This is a genomic window from Gammaproteobacteria bacterium (genome assembly GCA_011682695.1).
Taxonomy (GTDB): domain Bacteria; phylum Actinomycetota; class Acidimicrobiia; order Spongiisociales; family UBA4744; genus BMS3Bbin01.
Genome location: JAACED010000012.1, coordinates 115,422 through 127,830, shown reverse-complemented (window position 1 = coordinate 127,830; position 12,409 = coordinate 115,422). Strand labels below are relative to the sequence as shown.

Annotated in this window: 11 protein-coding genes; 9 read left to right on the top strand and 2 right to left on the bottom strand. The window is 63.4% G+C overall.

Annotated features, from left to right (window positions below; genetic code table 11):
• The first annotated feature begins 14 nt into the window (after positions 1 to 14).
• The 8 genes from GWP04_04030 to GWP04_03995 all read left to right on the top strand — a co-directional run bounded on the left by GWP04_04030 (position 15) and on the right by GWP04_03995 (position 6,987).
• The gene (locus GWP04_04030; protein NIA24715.1) at positions 15 to 743 is read left to right on the top strand and encodes a translation initiation factor IF-3; all 729 of its coding nucleotides are present in this window, start codon (positions 15 to 17) and stop codon (positions 741 to 743) included.
• Positions 743 to 934 (top strand): 50S ribosomal protein L35, encoded by a 192-nt coding sequence (gene rpmI / locus GWP04_04025; protein NIA24714.1) that lies wholly within the window; start codon positions 743 to 745, stop codon positions 932 to 934. Before GWP04_04030 ends, rpmI begins: the two co-directional genes overlap by 1 nt.
• Before the next feature lie 10 nt (positions 935 to 944).
• Positions 945 to 1,301 (top strand): 50S ribosomal protein L20, encoded by a 357-nt coding sequence (gene rplT / locus GWP04_04020; protein ID NIA24713.1) that lies wholly within the window; start codon positions 945 to 947, stop codon positions 1,299 to 1,301.
• A 106-nt stretch (positions 1,302 to 1,407) separates the two neighbouring features.
• A complete protein-coding gene (locus GWP04_04015; GenBank protein ID NIA24712.1) occupies positions 1,408 to 2,043 on the top strand; it encodes an RNA methyltransferase in 636 nt (211 codons plus the stop codon).
• A 90-nt stretch (positions 2,044 to 2,133) separates the two neighbouring features.
• Positions 2,134 to 3,168 (top strand): phenylalanine--tRNA ligase subunit alpha, encoded by a 1,035-nt coding sequence (gene pheS, locus GWP04_04010; GenBank protein NIA24711.1) that lies wholly within the window; start codon positions 2,134 to 2,136, stop codon positions 3,166 to 3,168.
• On the top strand, positions 3,165 to 5,552 hold the full coding sequence (locus tag GWP04_04005; GenBank protein ID NIA24710.1) for a phenylalanine--tRNA ligase subunit beta: 2,388 nt from the start codon (positions 3,165 to 3,167) through the stop codon (positions 5,550 to 5,552). Before pheS ends, GWP04_04005 begins: the two co-directional genes overlap by 4 nt.
• 2 nt (positions 5,553 to 5,554) lie before the next feature.
• Positions 5,555 to 6,445 carry an ornithine carbamoyltransferase gene (gene argF, locus GWP04_04000; protein ID NIA24709.1) on the top strand — a complete coding sequence of 297 codons (891 nt, stop codon included), beginning with the start codon at positions 5,555 to 5,557 and terminating at the stop codon, positions 6,443 to 6,445.
• A complete protein-coding gene (locus GWP04_03995; protein NIA24708.1) occupies positions 6,442 to 6,987 on the top strand; it encodes a DNA-3-methyladenine glycosylase in 546 nt (181 codons plus the stop codon). Before argF ends, GWP04_03995 begins: the two co-directional genes overlap by 4 nt.
• Before the next feature lie 42 nt (positions 6,988 to 7,029).
• On the opposite strand, the gene GWP04_03990 is transcribed toward GWP04_03995, so the two are convergent.
• A complete protein-coding gene (locus GWP04_03990) occupies positions 7,030 to 9,414 on the bottom strand; it encodes a PBP1A family penicillin-binding protein (protein NIA24707.1) in 2,385 nt (794 codons plus the stop codon).
• A 148-nt stretch (positions 9,415 to 9,562) separates the two neighbouring features.
• On the opposite strand from GWP04_03990, the gene GWP04_03985 reads away from it, so the two are divergent.
• Positions 9,563 to 10,741: a tyrosine--tRNA ligase gene (locus tag GWP04_03985; protein ID NIA24706.1), complete on the top strand. Its 1,179-nt coding sequence runs from the start codon at positions 9,563 to 9,565 to the stop codon at positions 10,739 to 10,741.
• A 226-nt stretch (positions 10,742 to 10,967) separates the two neighbouring features.
• On the opposite strand, the gene gltA is transcribed toward GWP04_03985, so the two are convergent.
• Complete coding sequence (gene gltA, locus GWP04_03980; GenBank protein NIA24705.1) at positions 10,968 to 12,404, bottom strand: NADPH-dependent glutamate synthase; 1,437 nt, start codon at positions 12,402 to 12,404, stop codon at positions 10,968 to 10,970.
• Positions 12,405 to 12,409 lie beyond the last annotated feature (5 nt).

The window sequence follows — 12,409 nt, the reverse complement described above, 5'->3', positions numbered from 1 at the left end:
TTCCATAGAGGAGGATTGCGATCGCCGAACTACGCGTCAATGGGAATATCCGAGCCCGAGAAGTCAGAGTTGTTGCCCCCGACGGAGGTCAAATCGGAATCAAGAAACTGCAGGAGGCCTTGTGGCTGGCCGAGCAGTTGGGTTTGGACCTCGTTGAAGTGGCACCGAGCGCGAATCCGCCGGTCTGCAGGCTCATGGACTATGGCAAGTACAAGTATGAGCAGTCCGTCAAATCCCGGGAAGCTCGAAAGAACCAGACTCGTACGGTGATCAAGGAAGTCAAGTTCAAGCCGAAAATCGGCCAACACGATTACGAGATCAAGCGGAATCGGGTTCTGAAATTCCTCGCACACGGTGACCGCGTGAAGATCACTATCTGGTTCCGAGGCCGCGAGATGTCTCGACCCGAGTTGGGGATGAAGATCATCGATCGCCTCGTCGAGGAGATCGGCGACGCCGCAAAGATAGAGCAAGCCCCCCGGCAAGAGGGACGGAACATGCACATGGTCCTGGTACCGGTCCGCCAACCGAAACCGGCGAAACAGGACGAAAGCGCAGACGCGAATGGTGAAACCGTCCCCGTCGAGGCCGTGGAGGCCGTCGAGCCTGTGGAGGCCGTCGAGCCTGTGGAGGCCGTCGAGCCTGTGGAGGCCGTCGAGCCTGTCGAGGAGGCCGCGGAGGCTGTCGAGGCCGTGGATACCGACGCCGGCACCGGCACCGATCCAGATGAGAGGAACAGCTGATGAAGACGAAGAGTCACCGGGGTGCCGCAAAGCGTATTCGGCGCACCGGATCAGGCAAGCTCGTGCGCGCGCGCGCGGGTCGAGGCCATCTGAAGCTTGCCAAGAGCCGGAAGCGTTTCCGTCAGCTCAAAGGCAATACCGAACTGACTCGCGGCGACCGGCGTACGGCGTCGCGTTTGCTGGGCCGCTAGGAGGCATCGCATGGCACGAGTAAAACGCGCCGTTCACGGTCGGAAGAAGCACCGCAAGGTCCTGGATCGCGCCAAGGGCTACAAAGGGGCAAAGAGCCGCAGATTCCGCACGGCGAACGAGCAGGTCATGCATGCCATGTCGGACTCATATCGAGACCGCCGTGCGAAAAAGGGAGAGTTCCGACGGCTCTGGATCTCCAGGATCAACGCCGCGGCTCGACAGAACGGTACAACCTATTCGCGGCTGATGGCCGGGTTGAAGGAAGCCGAGATCCAGGTCGATCGAAAGATGCTTGCGGAGATGGCGGTCAACGACCCCACGTCGTTTAGCCAGATCGTCGAGGCAGCCAACGCAGCCCAACACTGAACCGATTCGATCGACGCGCAACTCGCGGGTCGCTGCAGCCCTGAGGCTTCGGCGCACTCGCGAGCGTCGCGTCACCGGTCGAACGATCCTGGAAGGCCCCAATCTGGTGCTCGCGGCGATCGCCGCCGGGCATGAACTCGAAACGGTGTTCGCCCTCGTGGGTGATCCCGTGGCCGAGCCACTGCCCGGGACCGCATATGTGAGCGCAGAGGTGCTCGAGAGACTGGCGCCAACGCAGCATCCGCGAGGGCCCGTGGCAGTCATGGTGGTCCCGCCGTCGGTCGAAGCATCCCGCTCGTGCCTGTTGCTGTTGGGCATTGGCGACCCGGGCAACATGGGAACACTCATCCGCTCTGCAGCAGCATTCGGCATGGACGTGGCAGTCGACTCCACGAGCACCGATCCGTGGTCCCCAAAGGCACTGAGGGCGGCTGCCGGCGGCCATTTTCGAACGACCATCGAGAGGGAGGCGACACCGGAGAGCCTGCAGACACGAGGCTTCACGACGGTGGCGGCGGTACCACGGGCGGGGGTCGACCCGGTGGAGCTTGCCCACGAAGATCGGATTGTGATCATTATCGGTCCCGAGGCCGGTGGCCTTCCCGCGCATATCGTGACTGCATCCGATCTGCTCGTCACGATTCCCATGCCGGGAGGAATGGAGAGTCTGAATGCCGGAATCGCCGGAGCAATCCTCGCCTATGAGTACAGCCGGCATCACCGGGGAATCGAAGACGTCTGACAACGTACCCGCGAGGGTCTGGTGCGGCATGTGGACTTCCGCCGCAGGATCGGAGGGCAGGACTCGTCGGCGCGCTAACCTCCCGGCACGATGGATCACATCAAGCAACTGCGCGCAGAGGCCCCGGCTCGCATCCGAGCAGCTTCGAGCCTCGACGCGCTTCAAGAACTCGAACGGGAGCTGATCGGGAGATCGTCGATCATCGCTCAGCAGCGCAAGAATCTCGGCAGCATTCCACCCGAAGAGCGCCCCGCTGTCGGTGCCGCGCTGAATGAGGCTTATCAGGAACTGAAGACGCAGCTGGAAACACGTCGAGCCGAGTTGGAGAGAGCTGCGGAGGATGAACTTCTGGAGGTCGAACGCACCGATGTGACGTTGCCCGTGTTCGAGATCCAGAGGGGCCATCATCACCTGCTTACCGAGACCGTGGAGGAGGTTTGTGACATCTTCACCGCCCTCGGGTATGCGGTAGCCACAGGACCTGAGGTGGAGACTGCGGCCTACAACTTCGACGCCCTCAACACGCCGCCGACACACCCGGCACGGCTCGAGTCGGACACGCTCTATGTCGACTGGGGCGATCCAGCGGACGAACTGCTCTTGAGAACGCAGACGTCGCCCATGCAGGTCCGTTACATGGAGCAACATGAGCCGCCGGTCTATGTGATCGTGCCGGGGAGGGTGTACCGCTCCGATGCCCTGGACGCAACCCATTCGCCTGTGTTCACGCAGATCGAAGGGCTTTCGGTCGACGACGCTCTCACCTTCGCCGACCTGAAGGGAACCCTGCAGTACTTCATGGAGCGGTTCTTCGGTGCCGGCAGGAAGATCCGCATGTACCCGCACTTCTTTCCGTTCACCGAACCCTCCGCAGAGATGGCGGTGTCCTGCTTCAACTGCGACGGCAGCGGATGTCGCGTGTGCGGGCAAACCGGATGGATCGAACTCCTCGGGTGCGGAATGGTCGACCCGAACGTGTTCGATGCCGTGGGTTACGATCCGACACGGGTGTCGGGGTTCGCGTTCGGGGTCGGGGTGGAAAGGCTCGCGATGGTGCGGCACGGCATCGGGCACATCAGACATTTCTTCGATAACGATGTGCGCGTGCTGGAGCAGTTCCGATGAAAGTCTCCCTCCGCTGGCTGAAGGAGTTCGTCGCCGTCCCGACGGACGACCCGGCCGAGCTTGCCGAGGTGCTGGCATCGCTCGGGCATGAAGTCGAGGGTTACCAACGCTTGGAGGCGGCGTTTTCGGGCGTCGTGGTCGGCAGGGTCGAGCAGATCGAACGGCACCCCGACGCCGACCGGCTTCGCTTCTGCCAAGTGTCGGTCGGGGGAGTGCCGCAGGACATCGTGTGTGGAGCCGACAACTTCGACGTCGGGGCGATCGTGCCGGTGTCGGTTCCCGGAGCAGTCCTCGCCGGAGGACTCCATGTGGAGGTTCGAACGATTCGAGGAGTCCGATCTCATGGGATGATCTGCTCGGAAGCCGAGTTGGGTCTGGGCGAGGGACGAGAAGGGATCATGGTCCTCGACCCTTCGACTCCCGTCGGTACGGACTTCTCGACCCTGGTGCCATATCCGGACGTCATCTTCGATCTCTCGATTACCCCGAACAGGGGCGATGCGATGTCCATCCTGGGAATCGCTCGGGACCTGGCCGCCTACTACCGGCTCGATCTATCCGTACCGGCAGCCGAGTTGCAGGAACGGGGTGAAGCGTCGGCGGTCTCCATCGTGCTGGAGGATCCGGTGGGATGTCCGAGGTATGTGGGCCGAGAAGTGCGCGAGGTCACTGTGTCGGATTCCCCGTTGGGGATGCGCCTGAGGCTGCGAGACGCCGGAATCCGCTCCATCAACAATGTCGTGGACATCACGAACTATGTCCTGCTCGAGTACGGCCAGCCGTTGCACGGCTTCGATCTCGACACGATTGCCGAGGAAACGATCGTCGTGCGCAGAGGCCGGTACGGAGAGGACCTGCGAACACTCGATGGAGTGAAACACGAGATCACTCCCGAGGACCTGCTGATCACGGATCCCGAACGGGTGATCGCATTCGCTGGAGTAATGGGAGGCGAAGAGACAGAAGTCGGCCCTACGACGCGTCGGGTGCTCATCGAAGCCGCTCATTTCGATGCCCCGACGGTCATGAATACGGCACAGCGGCACGGGTTGCGGACCGAAGCTTCGTCCCGATTCGAACGAGGAGTGGATCCGGACCTTCCGGCACGAGCCGCGGCACGAGCCGCACATCTGCTGGCGCAGCTCGCCGGGGGCGTGCCCGCCCCCGGTTCGAAAGACGCGTACCCGAGTCCGATCCCTGAGCGAACGGTCAGGCTCTCCCTTGCCGAGCCTGGACGTCTCCTGGGGGTCTCCCTTGCCCGAGAGGAGATCGTCGATCTGCTGGAGCGACTCGGTTTCGGCGTGCGAGGAGAAGATCCTTTGGACGTCACCGTGCCGACGTATCGTCCTGACGTGAGCCGGCCGGCGGATCTGGTCGAGGAGATCGCGAGGCTGTACGGACTCAACCATATCCCCTCGCGACTGCCGCACGGCCCCGGGTCCGGACTCGGCGGTACTGCCCGACGGGCCCGAACGCTCCGGGCAGCGCTCGTTGGAGCCGGGCTTTGGGAAGCGTCGACGCTGACGTTCCTCGCTCCGGAAGACCTCGAAAAGCTGCACGCAGACGCCGCGACCGCCATCCGCGTGCGGAATCCGTTGCGTGAGGAGGAGTCGCTGCTGCGCACCACGCTGCTTCCCGGGCTATTGAAGTCGGTACGTTTCAATGCCAGTCATGGGCTCCCTTCGGTTGCCCTTTTCGAGACGGGGAAGGTGTTCATCGATACTCCGGATCACGTCGATCCGAAGATCCCGTTTCAACCGGACACTCTGGCCTTTGTCATCTCCGGACGATTCGGTGCCAAGACGCTCGGGGGGGAGAGCCGGCCGGCCGATTTTGGCACCGCAGGAGCCGTCTGGAAGGTGATCGAAACAGCCATGGGCCTAGAGGCTGAAGTGCGCGCCGAACAGCTCGCAGGTTTTCACCCCGGACGTGCAGGGCGAGTATTCCTCGACGAGCATCCGATCGGCGCGTTCGGAGAACTGCACCCAGCGGTGACGCGGGCCTACGGAATCGAAGGACGTGTTGCCGCCGGCGAGTTCCGCTTGGAGAGATTGCTCGAAACGCATGGCTTCTGGACCTTCAAGGAACCGAGCACCTATCCGCCGGTTGTCTTCGACCTGGCGTTCGAGGTGCACGAGACCGTGCCTTCAGCCGAACTCGTCAAGGTGATCCGGGATGCCGCAGGTCCCATGCTCGAGACGGTGCACCTGTTCGATGAGTTTCGCGGCGGCTCCCTGCCGGAAGGCCACAAGAGCCTCGCCGTCCAGCTGACGTTCAGGTCGCCTGACACGACGCTGACGAACGAGGACGTTCGGGAGGACCGAGGCCGCATCATCACCGCCGTAGCCGACAAACTCGGAGGACGCCTCCGGGGGGGAGCGTAACAATGGACTTTCTGCGTATCGACGACCTGACACCCGATCAGCTGCGCGCCGTGCTGGCCCGCGCCGAATCCGTTCGCCGTGATCCGTCCGCCGTGAGCGGGCGGCTGGCCGGACGATCTGTCGGCTTGTTCTTCCAGAAGCCGTCGACGCGTACCCGTGTCTCCACGGAGCTCGCATCTGCTCAGCTGGGCGCCATTCCCGTCGTGCTCGGTCAGCAGGAAGTCGGTTTCGGCAGCCGAGAGGCCGTCAAGGACGTCGCGGGCGTCTTGGATCGGTATCTGGATGTGATCGCCATGCGGGTGTTCAAGCACACCGACCTGGTCGAAGTGGCCGAGCACGCGCAAGCTCCTGTGATCAATCTGCTTTCCGATGTGGAGCATCCATGCCAGGCCTTGGCGGATCTGCAGACCATCGCCGAGGAGCGCCCCATGGCCGGCACGACACTCGCGTACGTTGGCGACGGCAACAATGTTGTCCACTCGCTGATGGTCGGGGCCGCGATGATGGAGATGAAGGTTCGCATCGCCACTCCTGCCGGATACGAGCCTGATCCCGAGTATGTCGCAAAGGCCGAATCGTTTGGTGACGTATTCGTTACCAACGATGCCGAGGATGCGGTCCGGGGCGCCGACGTCGTCTACACGGACGTCTGGGCGTCGATGGGTCAGGAGAACGAGGCGGGGGAGCGCAACCGTGTGTTCTCGCCATATCGAGTCGACCTCGCTCTCTTCGAGCAGGCGGCGGAAGACGCGATCTTCCTGCACTGCCTGCCCGCACACCGGGGGAGTGAGGTCACCGACGCGGTGGTCGACCATGTCCGATCTCGGGTGCTCGATCAGGCGGAGAACCGATTGCACACGTTCAAAGCCTTGCTCCTACACCTGTTCGAGTGACCACTCTGCCCGAAGGTCCGGTTCAGGAGGTCGCGAAACGTCTGCTCGGTGCGCGACTGCGGACCGAGTTTGCCGGCCTCGCCACGGAAGTGATCCTCACCGAGGTGGAGGCCTACGGTGGAGTCGACGACCCCGCCAGTCACGCTTCCAGGGGCGTCAACGCCCGCAACAGGGCGATGTTCGGTCCGGCGGGCACGCTGTACGTGTATCGATCCTACGGTGTGCACTGGTGCGCCAACGTGGTCACTGGGGCGGTGGGAATGGGGGAAGCGGTCCTGCTCAGAGCCGGACTGCCGACCGAGGGGGAAGAGACGATGCGACGGCGCCGGGGGAGAAGGGACCACCTGTGTGATGGCCCCGGGAAGCTTTGCCAGGCGCTGGGGATCACCGGGAGTCAGGATGGGACGAGCCTGTTCGAAGGGCCTGTGAGGCTGCGGCTGCCTGCAGTTCCCCCGCCACAGACCGTGCTGGCAACAAGCCGGGTCGGGATCAGCAGGGAGAAGGAGCGACCGTGGCGCTTCACAGTTATCGAGTTCTCATGACGGTTCGATGGGACTATTCCTGCGAAGCGTCACGAGAGCGGGTCAAGGGTTGGCCCACAGGGTGACCGGCTGACCGGCAGGCGTGCCCGGAGCGGGTTCCTGTTTCCACACGACTCCAGCTCGTCGGGCTGCATCGTCGGGATTCGCTTCTGCTTGGGTGATGATCTCGACCGCCGCGCCGATCGCTTGCAGCTCCGTAACCGCCTGACCCACGGGGAAGCCGAGCAGCGACGGGATGACCGAACCGGGTTCCGGGCCGGCGACGACAAGGCGGACCTGGCTTCCCGCCTGGGCGGGGAAGCCGGCCGATGGGCTCTGGTTGAACACCGTCCCTTGAGCGAGGGCTCCGCCGTCGCTCCAGTCGATGTGGTTCGTGAAGCCGGCAGTCGTCAGTGCTTCGACGGCCGACCCGAGATCCAATCCGATCACGTCGGGAACGGTCGCTGCCCCGGCCTCGACGACGCCGGCCGGGTTGTGGACCGGACATATGACCGTCGGGACCTGATCGGCCGGGACGCGAATGCGAGCGACGTGAGACCTGGGGCAATAGGGTCCGGCGAGGAAACCGGTCGACAGGTCGACTTCCACGGTGACCATGCCTTCCGTGTCGGCCTCGGCGAGTTGGCCGTACGGAGTGCCTGCGAGTGCTCCGGACGCGAAACGTGCCCAGATCTGTGCCGGCCATGACCCCCCGGTGATCGTGAAAGGAGTTGTTGGTGGTTCCATGGAGACCTGACCTTCCGCATAGCCAACCCATACGGCTGCGGAGAGCTCCGGCGTGTACCCGACGAACCACGCGTCGCGGTGTTTCTGTGAGGTTCCGGTCTTCCCGGCGATCGGTCGTCCGATCTTCGCCTGCTGGCCGGTGCCGCGGCGGACCGTTTCTGTGAGCGCAGCGGTGACCGACTGCGCCACGTCCTTGCTCATCGCCTGGGTGACGATCGGAACGGGTTCCCAGATATTCACGCCGTCGTGTGTCTCGATGGCAGTGACGAGAATCGGATCGACGTGGGTGCCGTCCGCAGCGAAGGTTCCGTATGCAGAGGCCATGTCCAGCGGGGTGACCTCTTGAGCTCCGAGTGCAATGGCAGGGAACGGCTGGAGGTCTGTCGTGATACCTGCCGCCTTGGCGACGTCGACAACGTGCTGCGCACCAATGGCGTCGACGACTTGCGCGTACACGACGTTGACGCTGTACACGGTGCCTTCGAGCAACGTCAGATTCGGAAATGCGGCATCGTTGTAGTTGTCGACGAGCCAGGGGCCGGAGTCGGTCTGGATCGTTATCGAGCGACCACCCTGGAACAACGAGTCGAGCGAGAACCCGTGCTCGAGGGCAGCAGCCAATACAAAGGGCTTGAACGCCGACCCCGGTTGGCGGCGGCCCTGAACCGCAAGATTGAACTGGGCGTGCGGGTCGGTCGGATCGTAGAAGTCCCGACCGCCGACCAGCGCCAGCACATGGCCGGTGCGCGGGTCCACGGCAGCCAGAGCGGCAGACGGGTCGGCTCCTTCGATCACGGACGCTATGGCCGCATGCGCCGCTTCCTGCGCCGTCGGATCGATGGTCGTGTAGATGCGCAGGCCACCCCTGAACAGCGCGTTGTAGCGGTCCTGAGGGGTTGCTCCGAGGCTCGGGTCGTGGAGGAGGCGCCGTTTCACTTCTTCGGTGAAATACGGGTAGCGATCCTCGTTGCCGCGATCCCGTGGTCGGAGGAGCAGAGGTTCCTGGTCGGCAGCCTTCGCTTCTTCGGGACTGAGCCAACCCAGTTCGACCATCTTGTTGAGCACGACCCTGCGACGTCGCAAGGCGGCATCGGGATGCCGGTAGGGATCGGTGTCCGATGGCGACTGGATGAGTCCGGCGAGGAGAGCAGCCTCGGCCACGGTGAGGTCGGCCGGAGCTTTGCCGAAGAAATGCGCCGTCGCCGTGCCGACACCGTAGGCGCCATCACCGAAATAGACGGTGTTGAGATAGCGCTCGAGGATCTCCTCCTTCGTGAGCCCCTCCTCGAGGCGCAAGGCGAGTGCAGCTTCGGTGAGCTTGCGATCGAGGGTGACTTCGGGTGTGAGCACGACGTTCTTCAGATATTGCTGGGTGATGGTGGAGGCGCCCTGCACAACGCCACCGGCGTCGAGGTTTGCGACGATGGCACGAGCCAGCGCGTGAAGATCGACACCGGCGTGCTCCCAATACCGTTGGTCTTCGATGGCCACGACTGCGTCGATGAGAGAGCGGGGGAGCTCCTCGTAGCCGACAAGTGCCCGGTCTTCCTCCGCATGCCACTCGGCCAGCACAGAGCCATCGGAGGCATAGACGACGGTAGTCAGGCCCCGTGTGCCCAACCCGGGATCATCGATGGGTTCCAGCCGGCATGACGCTGCGAGCAGCGCGAAACCTGCAAGGACCAGCAACCAGCGCTTCATAGCCATCCTTGGTCGTCCATCGGCCACGGCGGATCTGGGGTCGATGCACCTCGTGAAGGTCAGCGTACCGAGATGCGACACGAAGCCGCGGATTTGATACGGGTGAGCGTGTGCCTGGACACTAACCTGCCCCTTCGAAGGAGGGCAGATGCTCAGCGCGCTACTGCGAGGGACGGACCGGGTGGTGACCGAGGAGGCGTTCGCGCGTCGCCTCGCATCGAAACGGCCGCTCAGAGTGAAACTCGGTCTTGATCCCACCGCTCCGGCGGTGACGCTCGGCTGGGCGGTGGTCCTGCGAAAGCTCCGCCAGTTTCAAGAATATGGCCACACGGCCGTTCTGATCGTCGGGGATTTCACCGCTCAGGTCGGCGATCCATCCGGCAAGAATGAGACTCGACGGAGGCTATCGGCCGAGGAGGTCAACGCATACGCAGAGCACGTACTTGCGGGATTCCGCAAGATCCTGCTTCCGGAGCCACTGGAGATCCGCTACAACTCGGAGTGGCTCGCGAAGCTCGACATGGAAGCGATTCTCGAGCTTACCTCTCAGGTCACGGTCGCACAGATGCTCGAGCGCGGCGACTTCGCCAAGCGGTACGCGGCAAACCAACCGATATCGCTCATGGAGTTCGTCTACCCGCTCCTGCAAGGCATGGACTCGGTGGCGGTCAATGCAGACATCGAGCTCGGGGGTGTGGATCAGCTGTGGAACCTGATGGTGGGGCGTGTGCTCCAGGAGCGTGCCGGTCAGGACCCGCAGATTCCGATGACGATGCCGCTGCTCGTCGGCACCGACGGTGTCCACAAGATGTCCCAGTCGTTGGGCAATTACATCGCGATCGATGATCCACCTGCCGAGATGTTCGGCAAGATCATGAGCATCCCCGACGAACTGCTGGTCTCCTACTTCGAACTGTGCACGGATGTCTCGGAGGCCGACATTGCCGATATCGCCGAGGGGCTGGCCGATGGCTCTTTGCATCCGGGTGAAACCAAGCGGCGTCTCGGATACGAGATCGTGAAGATCTACTGGGGAGCCGATGAAGCCGTGGCGGCGGAGGCAGCTTTCGATCAGGTGTTCAAGCGGCACGAAGTGCCCGCAGACATGCCCGAATTCCAGCTACCGGGAGAAGACCCCGTCTACCTTCCCTCTCTCTTGCGGTCCGCCGGCCTGGTGGCTTCGGCGTCGGAGGCGAGACGGCTGGTCGATGAAGGTGCCGTCAAGGTCGACGGCGAGCGGATCGGCACGTTCGAGGTTCCCCATGCCACGCTGCACGGGAAGGTCCTCCAGGTCGGAAAGCGTCGATTCATTCGGTTCGTCGACTGAGCCGTCTGTGACGGTCCTCGTTCCGCGCGTGGCGGCAGGGAGCGCAATGTCGGTTCGAGATGGACCTCACGGGGATAAGTTCCGGGGGTGTGCCACATCGTCACGGGTCGGGCGGTGGCATCGACCTGAGGGGCTCACCGACCGGTGCACGCATCTCGATCGGTAGTCGCCGTCAGCCGGGTGATGGACCTTCCGCGTGGGCAGCTCCAGACTGTGCGCCAGAGCATCACGTCGAGGGTGCCGGCTCAAGCTCCGCCTCTTCGATCTCCCAGACGCCGGTCTCGAGGTAGTCGTTGATGGACTGCGCTGCCCTCCGGCCTGCTCCCATGGCGAGGATGACGGTGGCTCCGCCGGTCACGATGTCGCCGCCGGCAAAGACCCCGCGCTTGGTGGTCCGTCCAGTGGACTCGTCGACAACGATGGTTCCACGGCGTGTCTGGTCGAGGTCGGGGGCAGTCTTGAGCAAGAGCGGATTCGGGGCGTTACCGATCGCCATGATGACGATCTCGACGGGCATGTCGTACTCGCTGCCCTCAATCGGTACGGGTCGACGTCTGCCACTCTCGTCGGGTTCCCCCAACTCCATTCTCTGGACGCGCATCCCGGTGACGCGGGCATTCTCATCACCGAATATCTCCACCGGGGCTGACAGCAGGACGAAATCGACACCCTCCTCCTTGGCGTGTTCGACTTCTTCCTGGCGAGCCGGCATTTCTTCCTCGGACCGCCGGTAGATGATCGATGCCTTTGCGGCACCGAGTCGCAGTGGGGTGCGCACGGCATCCATGGCGGTATTACCCCCGCCGACCACCGCCACCGGTTTTCCGCGCACGTCGAGCACAGGCGTGTCCGCCTCCGGGAGATACGCCTTCATCAAGTTGACGCGTGTGAGGTACTCGTTGGCCGAGTAGACCCCAACGAGGTTCTCGCCCGGGATGCCCATGAAGCGAGGAAGACCTGCTCCCACACCGAGGAACACGGCGTCATAGCCTTCTTCGTCGAGGAGGTCGTCGAGTGTGTCGATCATCCCGATCACCTCGTCGGTCCGGAACTCGACCCCCATATCCTCGAGCTGCTGGATCTCGACGCGAACGATCTCTTTCGGGAGGCGGTATTCAGGGATGCCGTAGACGAGCACGCCGCCGAGTTCGTGCAGGGCTTCGAAAACCGTCACTTGGTGACCCGCTTGTATCAGGTCGGCGGCACACGCGAGCCCCGCAGGCCCGCTCCCGACGATGGCGACGCGTTTGCCGGACGGTTCGAACGTGCGCTGTTCCTTGGGATGAGCGTGCTCGCGTTCATAGTCGGCGACGAAGCGCTCGAGTGCACCGATCGCGATCGGACGACCCTTCCTGATGAGCACACACGCTCCTTCGCACTGGATCTCCTGAGGGCACACACGACCGCAGATGGCCGGGAGTGAGTTGTCCTCCTTGATGATCTTTGCGGCTTCCAAGAAGTGACCCTCGGCCATTTCGGCGAGAAAGTCCTTGATACGGATGTTGACGGGACAGCCGTCTTCACACTTTGCCACGGGACAGAGCAGGCAGCGGGAAGCTTCGAGCACGGCGGCGGCCTCGCTGAGACCCAGGTTGACCTCTCCGAAGTTGGAGATGCGCACCAGCGGATCCTGCGCGGGCATGTCGACCCTCGGCAATTGCATACGTT

Bases quoted from the DNA above. Each gene is read 5' to 3' on its own strand.
- rpmI (NIA24714.1), top strand. From the start codon at position 743: ATGAAGACGAAGAGTCACCGGGGTGCCGCAAAGCGTATTCGGCGCACC.
- rplT (NIA24713.1), top strand. From the start codon at position 945: ATGGCACGAGTAAAACGCGCCGTTCACGGTCGGAAGAAGCACCGCAAG.
- pheS (NIA24711.1), top strand. From the start codon at position 2,134: ATGGATCACATCAAGCAACTGCGCGCAGAGGCCCCGGCTCGCATCCGA.
- GWP04_04005 (NIA24710.1), top strand. From the start codon at position 3,165: ATGAAAGTCTCCCTCCGCTGGCTGAAGGAGTTCGTCGCCGTCCCGACG.
- argF (NIA24709.1), top strand. From the start codon at position 5,555: ATGGACTTTCTGCGTATCGACGACCTGACACCCGATCAGCTGCGCGCC.
- GWP04_03990 (NIA24707.1), bottom strand. From the start codon at position 9,414: ATGAAGCGCTGGTTGCTGGTCCTTGCAGGTTTCGCGCTGCTCGCAGCG.
- GWP04_03985 (NIA24706.1), top strand. From the start codon at position 9,563: ATGCTCAGCGCGCTACTGCGAGGGACGGACCGGGTGGTGACCGAGGAG.
- gltA (NIA24705.1), bottom strand. From the start codon at position 12,404: ATGCAATTGCCGAGGGTCGACATGCCCGCGCAGGATCCGCTGGTGCGC.